Annotated in this window: 16 protein-coding genes and 1 pseudogene; 1 reads left to right on the top strand and 16 read right to left on the bottom strand. The window is 65.6% G+C overall.

Going from position 1 to position 19,928, the window contains the following annotated elements:
• The 16 genes and pseudogenes from QZY03_RS25955 to leuC all read right to left on the bottom strand — a co-directional run.
• A pseudogene (locus QZY03_RS25955) lies at window positions 1-170 on the bottom strand (Uma2 family endonuclease); the annotation flags it as partial.
• Between the two features lie 171 nt (window positions 171-341).
• Window positions 342-1,565, bottom strand: a complete 1,224-nt coding sequence (locus QZY03_RS25960) for an O-succinylhomoserine sulfhydrylase (RefSeq protein WP_295586091.1) — start codon at window positions 1,563-1,565, stop codon at window positions 342-344.
• Window positions 1,566-1,572: 7 nt separating this feature from the next.
• Complete coding sequence (gene purF / locus QZY03_RS25965; protein ID WP_295586094.1) at window positions 1,573-3,087, bottom strand: amidophosphoribosyltransferase; 1,515 nt, start codon at window positions 3,085-3,087, stop codon at window positions 1,573-1,575.
• A 178-nt stretch (window positions 3,088-3,265) separates the two neighbouring features.
• Complete coding sequence (locus tag QZY03_RS25970; protein ID WP_295586096.1) at window positions 3,266-3,757, bottom strand: CvpA family protein; 492 nt, start codon at window positions 3,755-3,757, stop codon at window positions 3,266-3,268.
• Window positions 3,758-3,792: 35 nt separating this feature from the next.
• Window positions 3,793-4,413 carry an SPOR domain-containing protein gene (locus tag QZY03_RS25975; protein WP_295586099.1) on the bottom strand — a complete coding sequence of 207 codons (621 nt, stop codon included), beginning with the start codon at window positions 4,411-4,413 and terminating at the stop codon, window positions 3,793-3,795.
• A gap of 95 nt (window positions 4,414-4,508) precedes the next feature.
• Window positions 4,509-5,780: a bifunctional tetrahydrofolate synthase/dihydrofolate synthase gene (gene folC / locus QZY03_RS25980; RefSeq protein WP_295586101.1), complete on the bottom strand. Its 1,272-nt coding sequence runs from the start codon at window positions 5,778-5,780 to the stop codon at window positions 4,509-4,511.
• Window positions 5,781-5,788: 8 nt separating this feature from the next.
• Complete coding sequence (gene accD / locus QZY03_RS25985; RefSeq protein WP_295586162.1) at window positions 5,789-6,649, bottom strand: acetyl-CoA carboxylase, carboxyltransferase subunit beta; 861 nt, start codon at window positions 6,647-6,649, stop codon at window positions 5,789-5,791.
• Window positions 6,650-6,686: 37 nt separating this feature from the next.
• Window positions 6,687-7,502: a tryptophan synthase subunit alpha gene (gene trpA, locus QZY03_RS25990; protein WP_295586104.1), complete on the bottom strand. Its 816-nt coding sequence runs from the start codon at window positions 7,500-7,502 to the stop codon at window positions 6,687-6,689.
• Window positions 7,499-8,767, bottom strand: a complete 1,269-nt coding sequence (trpB, locus tag QZY03_RS25995; RefSeq protein WP_295586106.1) for a tryptophan synthase subunit beta — start codon at window positions 8,765-8,767, stop codon at window positions 7,499-7,501. The genes trpA and trpB overlap by 4 nt, the downstream gene beginning before the upstream one ends.
• A complete protein-coding gene (locus QZY03_RS26000; protein WP_295586108.1) occupies window positions 8,730-9,377 on the bottom strand; it encodes a phosphoribosylanthranilate isomerase in 648 nt (215 codons plus the stop codon). The genes trpB and QZY03_RS26000 overlap by 38 nt, the downstream gene beginning before the upstream one ends.
• A 72-nt stretch (window positions 9,378-9,449) precedes the next feature.
• Complete coding sequence (truA, locus tag QZY03_RS26005) at window positions 9,450-10,289, bottom strand: tRNA pseudouridine(38-40) synthase TruA (RefSeq protein ID WP_295586111.1); 840 nt, start codon at window positions 10,287-10,289, stop codon at window positions 9,450-9,452.
• An 81-nt stretch (window positions 10,290-10,370) separates the two neighbouring features.
• Window positions 10,371-13,580 carry a FimV/HubP family polar landmark protein gene (locus tag QZY03_RS26010; RefSeq protein WP_295586113.1) on the bottom strand — a complete coding sequence of 1,070 codons (3,210 nt, stop codon included), beginning with the start codon at window positions 13,578-13,580 and terminating at the stop codon, window positions 10,371-10,373.
• Window positions 13,581-13,770: 190 nt separating this feature from the next.
• Window positions 13,771-14,886 carry an aspartate-semialdehyde dehydrogenase gene (gene asd, locus QZY03_RS26015; RefSeq protein WP_295586115.1) on the bottom strand — a complete coding sequence of 372 codons (1,116 nt, stop codon included), beginning with the start codon at window positions 14,884-14,886 and terminating at the stop codon, window positions 13,771-13,773.
• 40 nt (window positions 14,887-14,926) lie between these two features.
• Window positions 14,927-16,006, bottom strand: coding sequence for a 3-isopropylmalate dehydrogenase (gene leuB / locus QZY03_RS26020; RefSeq protein WP_295586117.1), 1,080 nt, complete (start codon window positions 16,004-16,006; stop codon window positions 14,927-14,929).
• Window positions 16,007-16,074: 68 nt separating this feature from the next.
• Window positions 16,075-16,722, bottom strand: coding sequence for a 3-isopropylmalate dehydratase small subunit (gene leuD, locus QZY03_RS26025; RefSeq protein WP_295586119.1), 648 nt, complete (start codon window positions 16,720-16,722; stop codon window positions 16,075-16,077).
• Window positions 16,723-18,126 carry a 3-isopropylmalate dehydratase large subunit gene (leuC, locus tag QZY03_RS26030; RefSeq protein ID WP_295586121.1) on the bottom strand — a complete coding sequence of 468 codons (1,404 nt, stop codon included), beginning with the start codon at window positions 18,124-18,126 and terminating at the stop codon, window positions 16,723-16,725.
• Between the two features lie 399 nt (window positions 18,127-18,525).
• Here leuC and QZY03_RS26035 point away from each other — a divergent pair, with 399 nt between their 5' ends.
• The gene (locus tag QZY03_RS26035; protein WP_295586123.1) at window positions 18,526-19,188 is read left to right on the top strand and encodes a hypothetical protein; all 663 of its coding nucleotides are present in this window, start codon (window positions 18,526-18,528) and stop codon (window positions 19,186-19,188) included.
• Window positions 19,189-19,928: the final 740 nt, after the last annotated feature.

Consider the following 19,928-nt stretch of genomic DNA (forward strand, 5'->3'; position numbering starts at 1 on the left):
GCAGCCCCGATCAGATTGGGCGCGGCATGCTCGCGCCGCGCCGGGGCACAGTAGAGGGGATGGCCGTTGGAGAGTTCATAACGATCACCCTCGCGCAACTGGTCGGCGCGAAAGGGGCCAATGGCGGGCTCGCGGCGGATCTTGGACATGGCACGGGGCTCCGTTATCATCGGGGTAGCTCGGCGGTGATGATAGCCTGGTGTCGTGCATGATGGGGAGACTGCCCGATTCCACCTGAACCGTGTCGTCGGCGCGGTTTCGGCGGTTATAGCCTTCGTACCTGATATCCGGACAGACACTCGTGTAGGGGCGGGGTTAAAACCCGCCCCTACGTCCGGCTATCACGTCCGATGGCTATACTCATCCTCCACCAGCGCCAGCCCTCGCGCCAGATCCGCCCGAATATCCGCGCTCGACTCCAACCCCACGGCGACCCGCACCAGCCCCTCGCCGATCCCGGCCGCCGCCCGCTCCTCCGGACTCAGACGCCCGTGGGTGGTGGTGGCCGGGTGGGTGATGGTGGTCTTTACATCGCCCAGATTCGCGGTGATGGAGAGCATGCGCGTGGCGTCGATCACCTGCCAGGCCCCGGTCCGGCCGCCGCGTACGTCGAATGCGACAATGCCGCCGCCGCCCTGCTGCTGCACGCCGACCAGATGATGCTGCGGGTGGTTCGGCAGTCCGGGATAGTAGACCTGCGCGACGGCGGGCTGTTCGTTCAGCCAGCAGGCGAGGTCCGCCGCGGCGCGCGTATGTGCCTGCATCCGCAGTTCCAGCGTCTCCAGCCCCTTGAGGAAGACCCAGGCATTGAATGGGCTCATGGTCGGTCCGGCGGTGCGCAGGACGCCGAAGACCTCCTCACCGACCAGTTTCCGGTCACCGACGACGGCACCGCCGATACAGCGCCCCTGCCCGTCCAGATATTTGGTCGCCGAATGGATGACCAGATCCGCGCCCCACTCCAACGGACGCTGCAGGGCCGGGGTGCAGAAGCAGTTATCGACCGCCAGCAGACAGGCGTGAGCGCCCGCGAGCTGTGCCAGGGCACGCAGATCGGCCATCTCGGTCAGGGGGTTGGACGGGGTCTCGCAGAACAGCAGCCGGGTCTGCGGGCGGATCGCCGCGGCCCAGGCTGCCACATCGCTCAATGCCACATAGCTGGTAGTGATGCCGAACCGGGTCAGGTACTTGTTGAACAGCATGGTGGTGCTGCCGAAGACGCTGCGCGAGGAAACGATATGATCCCCGGCCTTGAGCAGGCCCATACAGACCGCGAGAATGGCGGCCATGCCCGAGGCCGTGGCCACGCAGGACGCCCCACCCTCCAGCGAGGCCAGTCGCTCCTCGAAGGCGCGCACCGTGGGGTTGGTGAAACGCGAGTAGATATTCCCCGCTTGCTCCCCGGAAAAGCGTGCCGCGGCCTCGGCGGCGCTGCCGAAGACGAAACTGGACGTGGTGAAGATGGGTTCGGCGTGCTCCCCTTCGGGAGTGCGATGGTGCCCGACACGCACCGCGCGGGTGGCAAAGCCGGGCGCCGATCCAGGATCCGGCAAAGCAGGGTTCAATGCGTCTTCAGGCGGTATTGTGCAGTCCAATGACATTCTCGCTGTACAGGGAGTGAACCTCCTTGGCATGGTCGTTGCGGTTTGTCTCGAGATGCTGGAGGTAATCCGCGGTCACATCCCCGGTGACATAGTGCCCGTCGAAAACCGAGCAGTCGAAGCGGTCCACATGGCTCTTGCCCCGCTTCTGAACGGCCTGGATCAGATCGTCCAGATCCTGATAGATCAGCCCGTCGGCGCCCAGAAAGGCGGCCACTTCATCGGCGGTACGCCCGTGCGCGACCAACTCGACTGCGGAAGGCATATCGATGCCATAGACATTCGGAAAACGGACCGGCGGCGCGGCGGAGGCGAAATAGACCCGATTGGCGCCGGCCTCGCGCGCCATCTGGATAATCTGCTGGGAGGTGGTCCCGCGCACGATGGAATCATCGACCAGCAGGACGTTCTTCTTCTTGAACTCCAGATCGATGGCGTTGAGCTTCTGACGGACCGACTGTTTACGCACCTTTTGACCGGGCATGATGAAGGTGCGGCCGATATAGCGATTCTTGATGAAGCCTTCGCTGTACGGCAGATTCAGATGATTGGCGAGTTGCAGCGCGGCAGTGCGGCTGGTGTCCGGGATCGGGATGACGACATCGATGTCGTGGGCGGCCCATTCACGCTTGATCTTGGCAGCCAGCCGTTTACCCATCCGCGAGCGTGCCTTGTGCACTGAGATGTTGTCGATGATGGAATCGGGCCGCGCCAGATAGACAAACTCGAAAATACAGGGGGAGAGGACCGGCGCGGCGGCACACTGCTGGGTATGGAGTTCGCCGTCCAAGCTGATAAAAACAGCCTCGCCGGGGGCCACATCGGCAATCAGGGTGAACCCCAGGGTGTTCAGGGCCACGGACTCCGACGCAATCATGTACTCGGTGCCCTCGTCGGTTTCCCGTCGGCCGTAGATCAGCGGACGGATGCCGAAGGGATCGCGAAAGCCGAAGACGCCGAAACCCGGAATCATCGCCACCGCGGCATAGCCGCCGCGACAGCGCCGGTGCACACCGGACACGGCCCGAAAGATGTCCTGCTCATCAATGCGCAACTTGCCCTGAACCTGTAACTCGTGGGCGAAAATGTTGAGCAGCACCTCCGAATCCGAGTCGGTATTGATGTGACGCAGGTCATCGACGAAGAGGTCGCGCTTCAGGTCCTCTGCGTTGGTCAGATTCCCGTTGTGGGCCAACACGATGCCGTAAGGAGAATTGACGTAGAAGGGCTGGGCCTCGGCGGAACTGGCGGCCCCGGCGGTCGGGTAGCGCGCATGACCCAGGCCCATGGTGCCGCGCAACTGGAGCATGTTGCGAGTGCGAAAGACATCGCGCACCAGCCCCTGGTCTTTGCGCAAGTGCAGCCGCTCCCCCTCGCAGGTCACGATCCCCGCCGCGTCCTGCCCGCGGTGCTGGAGCACCAGCAGGGCGTCATAGAGCGCCTGATTGACCAGCCCCTTACCGACGATGCCGACGATGCCGCACATGGGAGACCTCACTCGCGCGTCTACCGCAGACGGACGCCGAAAAACAGGAAGCGCGGCAAGCTACCCGAGAACGGGGCTCACCGCAACCGTGCCGCACCAAGGCCGCCGCCGATGAGGTTGCCATGACGCCTTGGCGTCCGGGCAATCGCCGCTCGAGCGGTATCCGGTGCAGATAAACTCAGGCCCGCTTCAACTGCTCCTGGATGCCCGACGGGACCAGGCCCAAAAGCCAGTCGGCGGCATGCTGAAACTGAACGATGACTCCGGATTCCTGCCACCAGGGCTCCTCCGGCAGCGGGGTCAGGGCCGCCAGGAACACCGCCATGGCGACCACCACACCCCCGCGGGCCGCACCAAAAATCAGCCCCAGCACCCGATCGACGCCCGTCAGCCCGGTCTTATCGATCAGCGCCGTCAGGAGTGCCCCGATAATGGAGCCCAGAATCAGCACCACCAGGACCAGACCCACGAAGGCGACACCGACCCGCACGTTCGGCTGGGCGATCTGGGCCGTCAGCACGTCCGCCACCCCCTTATGGTAGAGGTAAGCGACACCCAGTGCCGCCACCCAGACGGCCAGCGACAAGACCTCCCGGATCAGTCCACGCGCCAGCCCGATCAGCGCGGACACCAGGATGATCGCAACGATCGCCATATCGACCCAGTTCATAGCGGCTCCCCAGCGCGGGCGCGCAAGCGCGGCCCTTATGGATAATTCGTGATCAGTGTGTTGACCTTGTGACGCTCACGCAGACGCGCGGCGGTCTGCTCGGCGCGGGCACGATCCAGTTCCGGACCCACCCGCACCCGGTAATACACCTTGCCGTTGACAGTCGCCTTTTCCACGAAGGCCGTGAAGCCGCCCGCGCGCAGCTTACGCTCCAGGTCGGCCGCGCCCTCCGGTGTGGCGACACTGGCGACCTGGATCACCCAGGATGGCATGCCGTCGGTGGCACCGCGCGGCGGCACGATTGCAGTGGCCGTCGGCGGCTCTGCCTTGGGCGGCTTGGCGGCCCCGACAGCGGCCGGGCGCGGCATTGTTGCGGCCGCGCCGCCCGCTCCAGCGTCTCCAGCCGCGGGCAACGCCAGAGGCTCGGAGACAGTCAACCGGGTCTCATTGATCCCGCCGACACCGGAGTCCTCCGGCCGCAGGAAAACCTCCGTCTGTACTTTCGGATCGAAGCCCGGAGCGCGCGACATGGACTCCTGAATCGGCGGCAGGGTGTCCAGGGAGGACTCGGGCTCGAACCACATGGGCACGAAGATGACCGCCAGAGTGACGAGCACCAGCGCACCGATCAATCGTTTCTTGGCACCTTCTCGCATAGACACTTCTCTCCGCCGGCGAACAGACCAATACTGGACGGCATACACTTGGACGCGCCGCTGCCTTGGCCGCGCAGTATAGCAGCATGGGCGACTCACTCGATCGGCCGCGCGAGTGCCTCACCGACGATCGTGAACGAACCGTAAATCAGCAAACAATCGCCGGGCGCAGACGCGGCCACGGCGGCGTCGATGGCCTCCGGAACACTGGCCCAGACCGCGTGTTGCGTCCCGTCAAGGACATCAGACAAACACTCCGCCAGCCGGGCGGCCGGCATGGCGCGCGCGTCCCGGCTGGCGGTGAGATACCAGGCATCAACCAGGGGCTTCAGTGGTGCCGCGACCGCCTCCGCCTCCTTGTCCGCCAGCACGCCGAAGACGGCCCGCACCCGCCCGGAACCGCGAAATCCGCGCAGATTCTCCGCCAGGGCCGCGGCGGCCTGCGGGTTGTGCGCGACATCCAGAATCCAGGTGACCGTGCCGGGGACCACCTGGAAGCGACCGGGCAGCCGTGCCCGCCCGAGACCGGCCCGAATCGCCTGCACCGGCAGCGGCAGCCGCGCCCGCAGACTGCGCAGCGACGCCAGCGCGGCGGCGGCATTGTGGAGCTGATGGGCGCCGCGCATGGCCGGTATCGGCAAGGCCAGGCGTTCGCCATCGCTCCCCCGCCAGATCCAGCCGCCGCTCTGCGCATCGCGCTCCATACCGAGTTCGCGGCCCACCTGGAACACCGGTGCGCCCAGCAGCTGCGCCTGGGCGCGCAGTCGCTCGGGGGCATCCGGCTGACCGATGATCGCCGGGCGACCGCAACGGAAAATACCCGCCTTCTCCACGGCGATGGCATCCGGGGTCTCACCCAGCCAGGCCATGTGGTCGCGACCGATCGAGGTCACCACCGCACAATCCGCGTCGATCAGATTCACCGCGTCGAGCCGCCCGCCCAGCCCCACTTCCAACACGACCAGATCCGGCCCGGCGGCCGCGAACAGGTCGAGCGCGGCCAGGGTGCCGAACTCGAAATAGGTCAACGGCGTCGCGCCACGGGCGCCCTCCACCCGGGCAAAGGCCGCGCACAGTGCCTCATCCGTCACCGCTTCACCATTGATGCGCACCCGCTCGTTGTAACGCAACAGATGCGGCGAGGTGTAGCAGGCCGTGCGATAGCCCGCGGCCTGCGCCATGGCCTCGATCAAGGCCACGCAGGACCCCTTGCCGTTGGTCCCGCCGACGGTGATGACCGGACAACCCAGGCCAGGCACGCCCAGCCGCGACCACACGTCGGCCACCCGCTCCAGCCCAAGCGCCATGCGATTCGGGTGCAGTGTGCTCTGCCAGGCAAGCCATTCATCCAGGGTCTTCATCGGCATTGCGATGCTCAGGGCCGCGGCCGGCGCGCGAGGATCGCCAGCAGATCGCTGACACGTTCACGCAGGTCACGACGGTCGACGATCATATCCAAGGCGCCCTTCTCCATCAGGAATTCACTGCGCTGGAAACCCTCCGGGAGTTTCTCGCGCACCGTCTGCTCAATGACGCGGGGACCGGCGAAGCCGATCAGCGCACCGGGTTCGGCGATATTGATGTCTCCGAGCATCGCCAGACTGGCCGAGACGCCGCCCATGGTGGGATCGGTCATCACCGAGATGAAGGGCAGACCGCGCGCCCGCAACTGCCCCAGGGCCGCGCTGGTCTTGGCCATCTGCATGAGCGAGAACAGACTCTCCTGCATCCGCGCCCCGCCACTAGCCGAAAAACACACCAGGGCCGCGCCGTTTTCCAGGGCGCTGTCCATACCGCGCACGAAACGTTCACCGACTACCGAACCCATGGAGCCCCCCATGAACTCGAACTCGAAGGCAGCCGCCACCACCGGCTCGCCTTTCAGCCGACCGCGCAGCACCACCAGTGCCTCCTTCTCGCCGGTCTGCTTCTGGGCCGCGATCAAGCGATCTTTATAGCGCTTGAGATCCTTGAACTTGAGCGGATCAGCCGATTCCATCTCGGCGCCCAACTCCTCGCGCGGTTCAGCATCGAGAAAGCAGTCCAGCCGCCGCCGCGCGCGGATGCGGTTGTGATGATTGCACTTGGGGCAGACCTCCAGGTTGCGTTCGAGTTCGGCACGATAAAGGATCGCGTTGCAGCCGGGGCACTTGGCCCAGATCCCTTCCGGGACGGCACGCTTGTGGCTCGCCTCGGTGCGGATGCGGCTCGGCATCAGCTTTTCGAACCAACTCATGGTCTTTTCGCGCAAGTCCTCGGTATCGATCACTCTTTTAGCCACGATCGGCTCCGTCCATCGCGGCGCGCAGGCCGGCCAGGAAATCGCCGATCACGGCAGGAATCCGCTGCGGGGTGGCGGCGAGGTCTTCGATCTGACTGACGATGGCGCTGCCGACGATCACCGCGTCGGCAAGACGCGCGACGGCGGCTGCGGTCGCCGCGTCCTTGATCCCGAATCCGACTCCGACCGGCAAGGGGATCAGTGACTTGATCAAACCTACCCGGTCGGCGACACCGGCCAGGTCGAGATGACCGGCGCCGGTGACCCCCTTGACCGAGACGTAGTAGACGAAACCGGAGGCGGCCGCGCCGATGCGACGGATGCGCTGCTCGGTCGAGGTCGGGGCCAGCAGATAGACGAGATCGAGCCCCTGGGCGCGCAGCGCGCCAACCAGGTCGTGCCCCTCCTCCGGCGGGACGTCCACCACCAGCGCACCATCCACGCCGGCCGCCGCAGCCTGCGCGGCGAACTGCGCGTAGCCCATGACCTCGATCGGATTGAGATAGCCCATCAGCACGACCGGGGTCTGCGCATCCGTGGCACGGAAGTCGCGCACCATGGCGATGACATCGCTCAGGGCGATGCCGTTGGCAAGTGCACGATCGGTCGCGCGCTGGATCACCGGGCCATCGGCGATGGGGTCGGAAAAGGGCACGCCCAGCTCGATCAGGTCCGCCCCGGCGGCGACCATCGCATGCATGAGCGCAACGGTGGTCGCGGAATCCGGATCACCGGCGGTGACGAAGGGGATCAGGGCAGTGCGTCCGCGCTCGCGCAGGGACTCGAAACGGGCAGCGATACGACTCACAGGATCAGGCCCTCGTGCTTGGCGACGGTGTGCATATCCTTGTCCCCACGACCGGACAGGTTCACCAGAATGCTCTGCTCGCGGCGCATGGTGGGGGCGAGTTTGGCCGCGTAGGCCAGGGCATGGCTCGACTCCAGAGCCGGGATAATGCCCTCGGTGCGGGTCAGGGAGTGGAAGGCGGCCAAGGCTTCATTGTCGGTGATGGCGTCATAACGGGCACGCCCGGTATCCTTGAGCCAGGCGTGCTCGGGACCGACCCCCGGATAGTCCAGACCGGCGGAGACCGAGTGGGTTTCGATGATCTGGCCGTTGCTGTCCTCCATGAGATAGGTGCGATTGCCGTGCAGCACGCCCGGCCGGCCGGCGTTGAGCGGCGCGGCATGGCGGCCGGTCTCAAGCCCGTCGCCGGCGGCCTCGATCCCGTACATGGCCACTTCGCTGTCCTCAATGAACGGGTAGAACAGACCAATGGCGTTGGACCCGCCACCGACGCAGGCGATCAGGGCGTCGGGCAGGCGCCCGGTGCGCGCCAGCATCTGGGCGCGGGCCTCGCGCCCGATCACCGACTGGAAGTCCCGCACCATGGCCGGATAGGGGTGCGGACCGGCGACGGTGCCGATGATGTAGAAGGTGTTGTCGATATTGGTGACCCAATCGCGCATCGCCTCGTTCAGCGCATCCTTGAGCGTCCGTGAGCCGGACTTGACCGGCACCACGCGGGCACCGAGCAGCCGCATGCGGTAGACATTGGCCTCCTGCCGGGCCACATCGACCTCGCCCATGTAGACCACGCATTCCAGTCCCAGGCGCGCCGCCACGGTTGCGCTGGCCACCCCATGCTGGCCGGCGCCCGTCTCGGCGATGATGCGGGTCTTGCCCATGCGCCTGGCGAGCAGGGCCTGGCCCACGGTGTTGTTGATCTTGTGGGCACCGGTGTGGTTGAGATCCTCGCGCTTCAGGAAGATCCGGGCGCCGCCGAGTTCGCGGCTCCAGCGCTCGGCGAGATAGATCGGCGAGGGCCGGCCAACGTAATCCTGCAGATCAGCGTCGAGTTCGGCTTGAAACTGCGGATCGCTCAGATAGCGTTCATAGGCCTCGCGCAGTTCGGTGAGCGGCTGCATCAGTGTTTCGGGCACGAACAGGCCGCCATAGGGGCCGAAATGACCGTCCGCGTCCGGCCAGTGATAGGGTGTTCGCGCCCGGACGTCCGCCCGCGAACGTCGGTCATCAATCGTCTCGGCCATCGTCGCCGCTTGTGTCGCCATCGCGTACCCCTTGCATAAAAGCATGAATTTTCGCCGGATCTTTGACGCCTTTGGCGGCCTCCAGGCCGCCGCTCACATCGACCGCGTAAGGACGTACCCGACGAATCGCGGAAGCCACGTTCCCTGGATCAAGCCCTCCGGCCAGGACGATCCGGGAGGCCAGCTCAGGCGGTATCCGCGCCCAATCAAAGGTGGCCCCGGTCCCGCCGGGCAACCCCGGGGCGTAGGCGTCGAGAAGGAGCCCGGCGCCGGCTTCATAGCGCGCCGCCTGGGCCATGAGATCGAGCCCCGGGCGCATCCGCACGGCCTTGATCCAGCGTCGGCCGAAACTCCCGCACAGTTCGGGCGGCTCGTCGCCATGAAACTGCAAGAGTTCGAGCGGGACCTGCTCAAGGACCTGACGGACTGCTGTCGAAGACGCATCGACGAAGAGTCCGACCGTCGTCACGAACGGCGGTATCAGTCGGCACAGTGCACTCGCCTGAGCGGGCGTCACCGCCCGCGGACTCGGCGGATAGAACACCAGGCCGATGGCATCGACACCCGCCGCCACCGCGGCACGCACATCCTCCGGCCGAGTGAGGCCGCAGATTTTAACCCGGGTTCGCATCGTTATTGCACCGACTATTTCTGCGCATTCAATCGTTGACAGCGACCAGCGGCCACACCGGCGATCGAGGCTTCAGCCGGACGCGTCCCCGCCGCCCGCTAAAGCGGCGGCCTCCGGTCGAGTCACCCCGGCCGCCTGCGGCAGCGCGTACTCCACCGGGTAGTCCGCACGCACGAAAAACAGTCCCTGCGGCGGCGCCGTCACCCCGCCGACGCTTCGATCACGCACCGCGAGCAGTTCCCGAGTCCAGTCCACCGATGCCTCACCGCGGCCAATGGCGATCAAGACTCCGACAATATTGCGCACCATATGCTGCAGGAAACCGTTCGCCCCGGTCGCCAGATCGATCACCTCGCCATCCCGCCGCAGGTCCAAGTAGTGCATCCGCCGCACCGGGCTCTTGGCCTGACAGCCGGCCGCGCGGAAGCTGCTGAAATCATGCTCGCCCAGCAGCGCGCGACCCGCCGCCTGCATCCGCTCGAGGTCCAGCGGCTGATGGACCCACAGGGCGCGGTCGCGCTCCAGTGCGGAACGGGTGGTACGGGTCAGGATGCGGTAGCGATAGTGGCGGGCGCAGGCGGAAAAACGGGCATGAAAGGGCTCAGGCACCTGACGCGCCCAACGCACGGCGCAGTCCCGCGGGAGGTTGACGTTGGTCCCGAGCACCCAGGCGCGCTCCGTGCGATCGGCAACGGTATCGAAATGGACGACCTGCTCCAATGCATGGACGCCCGCGTCGGTGCGTCCGGCACAGTGGATGCGAACCGGATGGTCAGCGACCGTCGAGACCGCCCCTTCCAGAGTCTCCTGGACCGTGCGTCCCTGCGCTTGGGTCTGCCAGCCGCAATAGCCGGAACCGTCGTACTCGACGCCCAGCACGATCCGCCGACGTGACGGCCCATCAGCGGACATCAAGCACGCTCCACGTCTGGACCGCCACCGCTGCGCCGCACGCGGTCGGGTGGCAGCAAAACCTGCTGGGGATGAGGCGATTCAACCGATGCGCCGCAGCAATACCTGGGCCTCGCCGCGCTGCTCCTCGTTGCCCTCGCTCAGCACCTCTTCAAGGATACCCTTGGCCGAGTCCTGGTCCCCCATCTCGACGTAAGCGCGCGCCAGATCGAGTTTCGTCGCCGTCTCATCCCAGAGCCCCGGATCCATCGGCCACTGCGATGACAGCAGGTCGCTGGATGCACTGTCTTCCTGAGTCCCGAAGAGCACCGGCAGTACGGTACCCGCGCCTTTTCCTGCGCCAACTCCGGCCATCTCGCCTTTCGGCCTGACCGGCTCCGCCGCGGGCCCGGAACGATCGCCCGTGGTTCCCGACTCAGTGGTCCCGGACGCCGTGTCATCGAACGTCCGGAGATCGAGCTCACTGGCCGCCCGCAGGTCCTCAATAGTCAGCTCCAGGTCGGATAGCCCGCCGGAGAACAGCCGATCGTTGTCGTCACTCGGCGGGACCTCAAGGTGCAGAGGGTCGCTGTCCGGCTGGCGGTCAGGCGCACTGCCCGACAGCAACGATGGCTCCGGCGGCGTCGCCGCACTCTTGTCACGCTCGGACGGAGACCAACCGGACAGGACCTCCGCTACCGGGCGAACCTCGCGATCCGCAACCGGGTCCGCCAAAGGACGCGGCACCTCGCGCAGTGCCAGGTCGGCTGACGGCTTGCGTGCATCGCTGATATCAAGGGAGTAGACATCATCGGAATTGCCGCCGAAGGAATCGCGCAGCAGTTCGACCCCGGGCACGGTACGATCGATGCTCGGCGTGGACGGTGCGGAGTAGGCGTCACCAAGCGTGCGCGCGTTGGAACCGAGAAAACGTTCGATCGACGATTCGAAATGTCCCGCGTCAGGCGCGGCGCGCACCGGCGTCACCGCGAGACTATCGTCAACGCCGCCCGGCTGCACGGCAGCAGCCATATTGACCAGGCGCTTCCAACGCTCCGGATTGACCTGATCGCCGCCGGTGGCCTGGACCTGCCGCAGCAGATCACCCAGCGCTTGCGAGTTCTTGGCACCGTAGTAGGCCTCCGCGAGCTTGAACTGAAGATCCAGGCGGTCGGGGCTGCGTTTGAGTTCATCCCGCAGGAGTTCCTCAGCCTCGCGATAGCGGCCATAGGCGATGTAGATGTCAGCCTCGGAGATGACATCGGCCTCTTCCGTTTCCGGCTCAACCCGTCCAAATGGCGAGAACGCCGCGGACGGGGAATCGAGTGCGCCCGGCACCGCCGACGCACGCAATTCCGAATTTTGACCGACGCCTGGAGACATCATCTTGCGTGCCGACCCGAGCACCAGGTTTTCAGGTACCTCGCGAGAATCGAACTCAACACTCGAATCGCGCCCGATGCGACGCCGTGAACGCAGCCACATCAACACACCGATACCCAGGGCCGTCGCGGCGGCGACACCGGCCAACGGCAGCAGCAGCGCACGCCAGGCGGAATCGCCCTCGGCACTGGCAACCGGACTCGCCGTGTTGGCCGGCATCGGCATCGCTGACTGATTGGTCGGCAGTGAAACCGCAACCGGCAGGGACGCTGCGGTTGACGCGATCGAAGCTGGACTCGGTACGGCCATGGGTGCCGTGGGCAAGGATGCAGCGAGGGTTCCCGGCGCGGCACTCCCGCCGACCGCGGCATCCAGCGGCAGCGCACCGGCCGCCGCTGGACTGCCGTCGAGCAACTCACCAGGTGCCCCACCGACAGTCGCGTCATCCGGGGGTAGACCACCGACCGATCCCAGTGACGCGATCAAGTCTGGCGGGGCCTCCGGCGTTACTGCCGCACCGGACGCCGGTGAACCCGCCATGCCCGCGCCCGGACCACCCGGCGCCGCGGCACCCGCCATGCCCGCGCCCGGACCACCCGGTGCTGCGGCACCCACCGTGCCCGCGCCCGGACCACCCGGCGCCGCGGCACCCACCGTGCCCGCTCCCGGACCACCCGGCGCTGTGGCACCCGCCATGCCCGCGCCCGGACCACCCGGCGCTGCGGCACCCGCCATGCCCGCTCCCGGACCACCCGGCGCTTGAGCAGGCTGACCCGCGTTCAGCACGCCCGGCGCCGGTTGTTCCCCGCCCTGAATGCGGGCAAGCTCCGCGTTACGCAGCTGCAGCAGTCGTTGGATCTCCGAGAGCTGGGACTCGAGGTCCCGAATGCGCCCCCGCATTTCTACCGTTTCCTGACGGGTACTCTCGCTCGCCTCGCGAACCAGCAGAAGTTCCTCCTCCATACCCACTGCGCCGGGGCCAGCGGTCGCGGCGCGCGCTTCACCCGCGGGAGCGGTCCCGGCGATCTTCAATCGCGACTCGCCCGCCAGGGCCGGTTGCGGCGGCGCGGTCGGGTCGGTCAGCGGAGCACGGCGCACCGGATCACCCTTCAGCGCGGCCGTGAACTCCCGGCTGGCGGCATCCGGCCCCAGGGCAAACAATTCGTCCGCACTCGGTATGGTTAGCGTTTTGCCGACGATCAGCCGATTGATGTCGCCGCGGATGAAGGCGTCCTGATTATTCCGATAGAGTGCCATGGCGGTTTGCGACACCGTGGCACCCGCTGGAGTCCGACCGCGCGCCAGACGCCAGAGTCCAGTGCCTGGACGAATCGGACCAAAGCGCTTCGGGAACCCACCGCTGCTTGCCGCAACCGGCGGCGCGGCGCGCGGCGGCGCGGCTTCGACCGGCGGCGGCGCGGCCTTCCTGGCGCGGGCCGGGAGCGGCGGTTCAACCGCGGCCGACGGGGTTTCCGTGCGCGCCGGCCGCGCACTCGCCATGGGCTGCTCGATCGGCGGCGCGGACCGGGAAGCGGTGACCGCCGGGTCCAGCAGGAGGGTGAACTGCTTGACCAGGCGTCCATTCGGCCACACGACTTCGACCAGGAAGTCCATGTAGGGCTCACGGATGGGTTCCCGGCTGGTGATGCGGATCACCGGATTGCCGCGCGGTGAGAGTTGCGGGCTTAGCCGCAGCTTGCCCAGGTGGTGGTAGCGCTCGACACCGGCCTTGTTGAACTCCGCTTGCGGGGCGATCTGTGCCTTGATCGTGTCGAGCTCGTCCGACTTCACGTCCAGAAGCTCGATTTCGCCCGCAAAGGGCTGATTGAGCGCGGATTGCAGACGCATTCCACCCACGCCCAAGGCATACGCATCGGTCACGGCCAGAGCCGGGACCAGCATCGACGCCAGGTAAAACTTGCGAGACATCCTACTCCCTCGTTCACCAAGAAACGGCTGCATGGGCGATTCGATCAACCCGTAGCGGGGAGTCGATACCGGGCAACATCCGCAGACACGGTGCGAACTCAACGATGACTTCACCTTACGGGTCGAACTATATATGAATCTCCCCCCTTTCACCAAGGCTACACCGCGGCGGCAGCCCGCTGACCCTGAACTAGCGCTCGAGGAGGATCCGCAGCATCCGCCGCAACGGCTCGGCCGCACCCCAGAGCAACTGATCACCGACGGTGAAGGCCGCCAGATAGCGCTCCCCGAGATTCATCTTGCGCAGACGCCCGACCGGCACCTCCAGCCGTCCGGTCACCGCGGCCGGCGACAGGTCACGGACGGTCTGCGCCCGCTCGTTGGGAATCACCCGCACCCAGTCGTTCGCGGCGGCGATGATCCGCTGCGCCTCGGCCACGGGCAGGTCGTCAGTGAGCTTGATGGTGAGTCCCTGACTGTGGCAACGCATCGCACCAACCCGCACGCAGAGTCCATCGACCGGGATGGACTGCTGGTCCAGACCGAGAATTTTGTTCGTTTCTGCCTGTCCCTTCCACTCTTCGCGGCTCTGACCATTCTCCAGTTGGGTATCGATCCAGGGGATCAGACTGCCGGCCAACGGCGCACCGAAGCTGGCGGTCGGAAAGGCCGCATCGCGCAGGGTCACGGTCACCGCCCGATCGATCTCCAGGATCGCCGAGGCCGGATCGGCGAGCAGCGGTGCCGCGCTATCATGGAGCGCACCCATCTGCTGCAGCAACTCGCGCATGTTCTTGGCGCCGGCTCCGGACGCGGCCTGGTAGGTCATGGCGCTGATCCATTCCACCAGACCCGCCCGCAGCAACCCGCCGATGGCCATCAGCATCAGGCTCACGGTGCAATTGCCGCCGATGAAGTCGCGCCGACCGGCCGCCAGCGCGGCGTCGATCAGCTCGCGGTTCACCGGGTCCAGGATAATGGTGGCGTCGGGCTGCATCCGCAGCGCCGAGGCGGCATCGATCCAGTAACCATCCCACCCGGCGGCGCGCAGCTTGGGATGCACCTCCTTGGTGTAGTCCCCGCCCTGACAGGTGACCAGGATGTCCATCTCACCCAGCGCGTCGATCGCACCGGCGTCGAGCAGGGGGCCGCCGACGCGACCCAAATCCGGTCCCGGTTGGCCGACCTGCGAGGTGCTGAAAAAACGCGGTGCGTCGATCAGGTCAAAATCCTGTTCCGCCCGCATCCGGTCCATGAGGACCGACCCCACCATGCCGCGCCAGCCGATAAAACCTACACGATTCATCTCATTACATCCGATACTTACTTTATCAGTCGAAACAGGCTCAAGCCGGCAAGGCCGCCACTACCGCATCCCCCATCTCCACGGTCCCCACCCGGCGCATCCCGGCCGACAGGATATCCGGGGTGCGCAGGCCCTGATCGAGCACCGTGGAAACCGCCGCTTCGATCCGCTGCGCCGCCTCCGGCGCTCCAAGCGAATAGCGCAGCATCATGGCCACCGACAACAGGGTGGCCAGCGGATTGGCCACACCCTGGCCCGCGATGTCCGGGGCCGAGCCGTGGATCGGCTCATACATGCCCTGTCCGGCCGCGTTCAGCGATGCCGAGGGTAACATGCCGATCGACCCGGTGAGCATGGACGCACAGTCCGACAGAATGTCACCAAACAGATTGCCGGTCACCATGACATCGAACTGCTTGGGTGCGCGCACCAGTTGCATGGCCGCATTGTCCACATACATGTGACTCAGCGCGACATCCGGGTAATCGGCCCCGACGCGGGTCGCCACCTCGCGCCACAACTCGGTGCATTCCAGCACGTTGGCCTTGTCCACCGAACAGACCCGCCGGTCGCGTTTGCGCGCCAGGTCGAAGGCGACGCGGCAGATGCGCTCGATCTCCGACTCGGTATAGACCATGGTGTTGACCCCGCGGCGCTCGCCGGAGGCCAGGGTCTCGACCCCGCGCGGTTGACCGAAATAGATGTCTCCGGTCAGCTCGCGCACGATCATGATGTCGAGCCCCGAGACCACCTCCGGCTTGAGGCTCGAGGCCCCGGCCAACTGCGGATACAGAATCGCCGGGCGCAGGTTGGCGAAAAGTCCCAGACCGGCACGCAGCCCCAACAACCCTTTCTCCGGACGCTTGGAAATATGCAGGGGCTCCCACTTGGGTCCGCCGACCGCCCCCAACAGGACGGCATCCGCGGCGCGGGCGGCCTCCAGGGTCTGCGCGGGCAGTGGATCACCGAACACGTCATAGGCCGCGCCGCCCACCAACCCGTGCTCCAGCTCGACCGCGATGGCACCCTGCGCCTGGAGCGCCTTAAGCAGCTTGACCGCCTCGCCCACGATCTCCGGGCCGATGCCGTCACCAGGCAGCACTAACACCTTTTTCGTCAATTCATTATCTCCAATTCTAAACGCTGCATCTGATCCGCGCTGACGCGGTTCACGGCGGTGCGCCGGGGTCAGGTCTGATCCGCAAGAAAGACCCAAGGGGCCTCGACTCGCCGCCGCGCTTCAAAGGCACGGATGCTGTCCACGTGCTTGAGCGTCAAGCCGATATCGTCGAGGCCCTCGATCAGACACTGCTTGCGGAAGGCATCCACCGTGAACGCGATGGACTCGCTGCCCAGGGTCAGGGTCTGCCGCGGCAGATCCACCACCAGCCGCAGGGCCTCTGCACCCGTCGCTTGAGCAAACAGACGATCGATGATTTCTGCCTCAAGAACAATCGGTAATATGCCATTTTTAAAGCAATTGCTAAAAAATATGTCGGCGTAACTCGGGGCCAGGATGACCCGGATGCCGAAGTCAGCCAGGGCCCAGGGGGCATGCTCACGGGAGGACCCACAACCGAAATTCTCGCGCGCCAGCAGGATTTCGGCACCGGCATAGCGCGGGTCATTGAGGACGAACGACGTATTGAGCGGCCGGTTGGTGCAATCCATACCCGGCTCACCGTGGTCCAGATACCGCCATTCATCAAACAGATAGGGCCCAAAGCCGCTGCGCTTAATGCTTTTCAGAAACTGCTTGGGGATGATGGCGTCGGTGTCCACATTAGCCCGATCCAGCGGCACCACGCTGCCGGTGAAGTTCTTGAACGGCTCCATTCAGAGGGTCCTCACGTCGACGAAATGACCAGTGACCGCGGCCGCGGCCGCCATGGCAGGACTCACCAGGTGGGTGCGCCCGCCCGGTCCCTGGCGGCCCTCAAAATTGCGATTCGAGGTCGAGGCGCAACGCTCACCCGGCTCCAGCCGGTCCGCGTTCATCGCCAGACACATGGAGCAGCCGGGTTCACGCCATTCGAAACCGGCGGCGGTGAAAATCCGGTCCAGCCCCTCGGCCTCCGCCTGCGCTTTCACCAATCCGGAACCCGGAACCACCAGCGCCAGCTTGATACTGTCGGCAACCTGGCGGCCCGCGACCACGGCGGCGGCCGCCCGCAGGTCCTCGATCCGCGAGTTGGTGCAGGAACCGATGAAGACCTTGTCCGGGCGGATCTCGGTGATCGGCGTACCGGGCCTGAGCCCCATATAACTCAGGGCATGGCGCATGCTGCCGGCTTTCACCGGATCGGGCTCGGCGGCCGGATCGGGCACCTTGCCGTCGACCGCAACCACCTGTTCGGGCGAGGTGCCCCAGGTGACCTGCGGCTGGATCTCAGCGGCGGCGAGCCGGATGATCTGATCAAACCGGGCATCCGGGTCGCTGACCAGAGTGCGCCAATGGGCCGCCGCGCGTTCGAAGAGGTCGCCCTTGGGGGCCAGCGGACGGCCGCGCATGTACTCGATGGTCTTCTCGTCGACCGCCACCAGACCGGCCCGCGCACCCGCCTCGATCGCCATGTTGCAGACCGTCATGCGGCCTTCCAGCGAGAGCGCACGGATCGCCGTGCCGCCGAACTCGACCACATAACCGGTACCGCCGGCGGTGCCGATGACGCCAATGACGGCGAGCACGATGTCCTTGGCGGTCACGCCCGGCCCCAGATCCCCGTCGATGCTGATCAGCATCGCCTTGGACTTGCGCTGGAGCAGACACTGGGTGGCGAGCACATGCTCGACCTCCGAGGTGCCGATCCCGAAGGCCAGTGCACCGAAGGCACCATGGGTGGCGGTATGCGAGTCGCCGCAGACCACCGTACTGCCCGGCAGGGTGAAGCCCTGCTCCGGACCGATCACATGGACGACCCCCTGACGCGGATCGCCCATGGCGAACTCGGTGATACCGAAACTGCGGCAGTTCTCGTCCAGCGTCTCCACCTGCAGGCGCGAGACCGGGTCGGTGATCCCCGCCGCGAGATTGGCGGTCGGCACATTGTGATCCGGCACTGCCAGATTCGCCGCCACCCGCCACGGGCGCCGGCCGGCCAGGCGCAGCCCCTCGAACGCCTGGGGCGAAGTCACTTCATGAACGAGTTGGCGATCGATGTAGAGCAGCGCCGTGCCGTCCTCATCCACCCGCACCACATGCTCGTCCCACAGTTTATCGTAGAGGGTCCTGGCACCCATATCGCCGCCTCGCTAGCAAAATCTCAACCTGTAAGAATAGTCGGGGCGGTGCGCAAACTCAATTGGTGCTGCAGCCGAGGCCGGTTCACGATGCGGGCTCGCCCTTCGGGACGTGTAGGGTGGATAAGGCGCGCCGCTCGCCGCTCGTAACTTCTCAATAACCCGCGGCAAACAGCCGATGCGGCTCCGCAAGTCTATGTTTCTCCAAGGGTAGCCCGTGGGCTTGCCGTGACTTATTGAGAAGTTACCGCCGCTCGGCGTCAGGGACCCGGCACAGAGGTCGCGCGCGCCGCATCCACCATCGGTCGCTTGACGCGGCGGCATCGGTCGCGTGCAAATACACGAGCCGGACGCCACAAGCACATCCGCCGACACCCTAGCCGCCAACCTGGATCAGCCATGGACCCCTCCTCCTACGCCACCCTGCTCGCCTTCAACGCGATCTCCAGTCACTTTACACGGCGCTCACAGAGGCAAATCGCGGCCCAGGAAGGCGCCCAGCAACGCGCCTTCCAGCAGCAGCAGTTCGAGGCCCAGCGCGAGGAGCAGCGGCAACAGGCCAAGGAGCGGCGGGAACAGGAATGGGCCATGGCGACCCGGCAGCGCCAGACCGCCCTGGATCTACAGGAGAACCAGAAAGTCCTGGACCACTGCCCACTGCGGCTCTTTCCCTCCCAAATTCTGCAATCGCACCGCTACGATGGACCGACCCCGCTGCGGGTGTTCCTCTCGCTGCCCGCCAACGGGCCACGCGACCTGGAAGGGCCGGTGCGCCAGGCACTCCAACAATTCCTCTCCACCCACTACAACTTCAATCTCGGGGTGCGCCCCATCGAACTCCTGGACGGAGCCTGGAAAGACGGCCAGTTCCAGGGTGCGGCCAGCATCAAGGCCCTGCACGAGCGGTTGCGCTCCGAACCGACCCTGGTACCGGAGACCCAGATGCCGGAGGGTGACGACCACCTCTACATCAATCTGGCCTACTGGGGACCCGCCCAGGATCAGTACCGCTATCAGACGCTGGAGAAGATCGCCTATCGCCCCGTGGTCGAGGATGCATGATCCACTTACTCGATACCTCGGCGGTATTGATACATTATCGCCAGGAGCCTGGCTGGGTGGGGGCGGCGGACTTAGGCGATTCCCGTAATTAGATATCCCGACTGCGCATGCCTGCAAAATCCGTAGGGCTGGAGGCATTTGCGCTGTGCCCAGATGTTGTGGTCACAGGGGCTTGCAGCCACTAGATGCTGCGCTTCTTTCGTCACAGCGCAAATGCCTCGGCTGTAGGGACGATTCTGGGGCGACTAAAGTCGCCCCTACACCTCGGTCGATCCTTTCCCGGAAATCACCTCAGCGTGCGCTCCCCGGCCCACGGCCTTGAGCGCAGTCAGCGCGGCCTCGAACAGGCCCAGGTCGGCGCGACGGGCATCCGCCTGGCCGTCGGTCGGACTTGGAGGAGATCCGGCTCAGAAATTGCTGTCATATCTCGCTCCCCGCGCCATTGCTGAACATCATCCAGGAAACACCTGTCTGCATAGAGATACCACATTTCTTGGAAAAGAAGTTTTTACTCAGGCACTAAGAAACATAAAGCAAGAAATGAGCCGGATTTCCCCTTAATGCACATGCGTTATCGCAAGGATTCCGTGAATGCTATGGAACCGCTAACAGGCATATGGAATCCATTCCATAGCGAGACCACTTCAGACCGCCCTGGATGCTCGCCTCACGCGGGCACCAGAACTTCAAGCCATTGTTATCATAAAAATTAAATAATCTGCACAGGGAAGCAGGTTCTG

This window comes from uncultured Lamprocystis sp. (genome assembly GCF_903933125.1).
In the GTDB taxonomy this organism is placed as follows: Bacteria; Pseudomonadota; Gammaproteobacteria; order Chromatiales; family Chromatiaceae; genus Thiodictyon.

Bases quoted from the DNA above. Each gene is read 5' to 3' on its own strand.
- asd (WP_295586115.1), bottom strand. From the start codon at position 14,886: ATGAATCGTGTAGGTTTTATCGGCTGGCGCGGCATGGTGGGGTCGGTC.
- folC (WP_295586101.1), bottom strand. From the start codon at position 5,780: ATGCCGATGAAGACCCTGGATGAATGGCTTGCCTGGCAGAGCACACTG.
- QZY03_RS26010 (WP_295586113.1), bottom strand. From the start codon at position 13,580: ATGTCTCGCAAGTTTTACCTGGCGTCGATGCTGGTCCCGGCTCTGGCC.
- QZY03_RS25970 (WP_295586096.1), bottom strand. From the start codon at position 3,757: ATGAACTGGGTCGATATGGCGATCGTTGCGATCATCCTGGTGTCCGCG.
- trpB (WP_295586106.1), bottom strand. From the start codon at position 8,767: ATGGCGACACAAGCGGCGACGATGGCCGAGACGATTGATGACCGACGT.
- leuD (WP_295586119.1), bottom strand. From the start codon at position 16,722: ATGGAGCCGTTCAAGAACTTCACCGGCAGCGTGGTGCCGCTGGATCGG.
- leuC (WP_295586121.1), bottom strand. From the start codon at position 18,126: ATGGGTGCCAGGACCCTCTACGATAAACTGTGGGACGAGCATGTGGTG.
- truA (WP_295586111.1), bottom strand. From the start codon at position 10,289: ATGTCCGCTGATGGGCCGTCACGTCGGCGGATCGTGCTGGGCGTCGAG.
- QZY03_RS26000 (WP_295586108.1), bottom strand. From the start codon at position 9,377: ATGCGAACCCGGGTTAAAATCTGCGGCCTCACTCGGCCGGAGGATGTG.
- QZY03_RS25975 (WP_295586099.1), bottom strand. From the start codon at position 4,413: ATGCGAGAAGGTGCCAAGAAACGATTGATCGGTGCGCTGGTGCTCGTC.
- QZY03_RS26035 (WP_295586123.1), top strand. From the start codon at position 18,526: ATGGACCCCTCCTCCTACGCCACCCTGCTCGCCTTCAACGCGATCTCC.
- purF (WP_295586094.1), bottom strand. From the start codon at position 3,087: ATGTGCGGCATCGTCGGCATCGTCGGTAAGGGGCTGGTCAATCAGGCG.
- accD (WP_295586162.1), bottom strand. From the start codon at position 6,649: ATGAGTTGGTTCGAAAAGCTGATGCCGAGCCGCATCCGCACCGAGGCG.